This is a genomic window from Comamonas humi, from assembly GCF_054782535.1.
The window spans coordinates 1-2,371 of sequence record NZ_BAAGSH010000026.1; the positions used below are offsets into that span (position 1 = coordinate 1).

Sequence of the window (2,371 nt, forward strand, 5' to 3'; positions counted from 1 at the left end):
CTTCACGCTCACGTTGTGGATAAGTTCTTGGGCGTCTTCTCCTTCTTGCTGGTCTGTGGTGGTTGCTGTGCGGAGCTGTTTTTGAAGCGGAAGCTGTCGTTACCAGTTTCCAGAATATGGCAGTGATGCGTGAGCCGGTCCAGCAGCGCCGTGGTCATCTTCGCATCCCCGAACACACTGGCCCACTCGCTGAAGCTCAAGTTGGTGGTAATCACAACACTGGTGCGCTCGTACAGTTTGGACAGCAGGTGGAACAGCAAGGCCCCTCCTGAGGCGCTGAACGGCAGGTAGCCCAGCTCATCCAGGATCACCAGATCCACATAGGCCAGCCGGTGGGCAATCTGACCGGGCTTGCCTTGAGCCTTCTCGTCTTCCAATGCATTGACCAGTTCCACCGTGGAGAAGAACCGCACCCTGCGGTGATGGTGCTCAATGGCCTGCACCCCCAAGGCGGTGGCGATGTGGGTCTTACCTGTGCCCGGCCCTCCGACCAGCACCACGTTGTTGGCATCCTCCAGGAACTCGCACCGGTGCAACTGGCGCACCAGGGCTTCGTTGACTTCGCTGTGGCTGAAGTCAAAGCCAGCCAGATCCCGATACGCGGGGAACCTGGCCACCTTCAGCTGATAGGCCACCGATCGTACTTCGCGTTCGGCGGTCTCAGCCTTGAGTAGTTGAGACAGGATGGGCTGGGCTGCGTCGAAGGCCGGCGCACCTTGCTCAGCCAGTTCCGCAACAGCCTGGGCCATGCCGTGCATCTTGAGCTCGCGCAGCATGATCACGATGGAAGCGATGGCGGGATCATGACGCATAGCGCACCTCCCTCAGTTGGTCATAGCGAAGCACGTTGGCCTGGGGCTCCACAGACAACTTGAGGGCCTGGGGCGATGTGACCGGCGCTGGGGCGGGCTTGCCATCCAACAGGCGGTGCAGCACGTTCAGGATGTGGGTCTTGCTGGCAGCACCTGACTCCAGAGCCAGTTCCACTGCGGCGAGCACGGCCTGCTCATCGTGGTGCAGCACCAGTGCCAGAACCTCAACCATCTCCCGGTCTCCACCAGGTTGCTTGAGCAAGGTGGCCTGCAGGCGCTTGAAGGCCGCAGGCAGCTCCAGGAATGGAGCGCCATTGCGCAACGCCCCGGGCTTGCGCTGCAGCACCGCCAGGTAGTGGCGCCAGTCGTACACGGTCTGCCCAGCGCCATGGTGGTTACGCTCGATCAGGCGCTGGTGTTCGCAGACAATCTGGCCTTCGGCCGCGACCACCAGGCGATCGGCATAGACCCGCAGGCTCACAGGTCGGTTGGCATACGGCGCTGGCACGCTGTAGCGGTTGCGCTCGAAGTGAATCAAGCAGGTGGGCGAGACCCGCTTGGTGTGCTCCACAAAGCCATCGAAGGGCCGGGGCACCGGCATCAAGGCGTCCTTCTCCTCGGCCCAGATGTCCGCGACGGTGCCCGGCAGCTTGCCATGCTCAATCTCATGCCACAGCGCCACACACCGCTGCTCAAGCCATGCGTTGAGTTCAGGCAGGCCAGGGAATGGCGGCACCACCTGCCATAGGCGATGGCGGGCGTCGCGGACGTTCTTCTCCACCTGGCCCTTCTCCCAGCCAGAAGCCGGGTTGCAGAACTCGGCCTCGAACAGGAAGTGGCTGACCATGGCGGCGAAGCGCGCGTTGACATCGCGCTCCTTGCCACGCCGCACTCGGTCTACGGCGGTGCGCATGTTGTCGTAGATGCCTCTCCTGGGCACCCCGCCCAGCACCACGAACGCGTGGTTGTGGGCGTCAAACAGCATCTCGTGCGTCTGCAGGAGATAGGCACGCAGGTAGAAGGCCCGGCTGTGGCTGAGCTTGAAGTGAGCCACCTGCAGCTTGGTGCGCACGCCGGCTAGAATGGCCCAGTCCTCACTCCAGTCGAACTGGAACGCCTCACCCGGCCCGAAGGCCAGCGGAACGAAGGTGCCGCGGCCGGTGGTCTGCTGGGCCACCAGACGCTGCTCTTGCCAGAGGCGGGCAAAGGCCGCTACGCGGTTGTAGGAGCCGGTGTAGCCCAGGGCTTGAAGATCGGCGTACATCTGCTTGACAGTGCGCCGCTGTTTGCGGGATCGGCCAGCTTCCGTCTTGAGCCAGCCAGCGAGCTTCAATGCGAAGGGATCGAGCTTGGAAGGGCTGACCCGCTTGGCGTAGCGCGGTTCGGCCTCGCCTGCGCGCAGGTACTTGCGGATGGTGTTGCGCGAGAGGCCCGTGCGGCGGGCGATCTCCCTGATGGACAACTGCTCTCGCAGGGCCCAGCGCCTAATGACACTCAGTGTTGCCACGTCTATCACTCCTGGTCTCCTGCTGCTCAACAAAGCAGCAGGTTAGGGTTAG

At 63.0% G+C, this 2,371-nt stretch carries 2 protein-coding genes; both read right to left on the bottom strand.

Translation table 11 applies throughout. From position 1 onward, the window contains the following. Nucleotides 1-8 precede the first annotated feature (8 nt). Complete coding sequence (istB, locus tag ACYVKR_RS24455) at nucleotides 9-812, bottom strand: ATP-binding protein (protein WP_460483587.1); 804 nt, start codon at nucleotides 810-812, stop codon at nucleotides 9-11. After that, entirely contained in the window at nucleotides 802-2,328 is a 1,527-nt protein-coding gene (istA, locus tag ACYVKR_RS24460; RefSeq protein WP_460483588.1) for an IS21 family transposase, read from the bottom strand. The genes istB and istA overlap by 11 nt, the downstream gene beginning before the upstream one ends. Nucleotides 2,329-2,371: the final 43 nt, after the last annotated feature.

What these genes read in the sequence shown, in the direction of transcription:
- istB (WP_460483587.1), bottom strand. Translation starts at nt 812, where the DNA reads ATGCGTCATGATCCCGCCATCGCTTCCATCGTGATCATGCTGCGCGAG.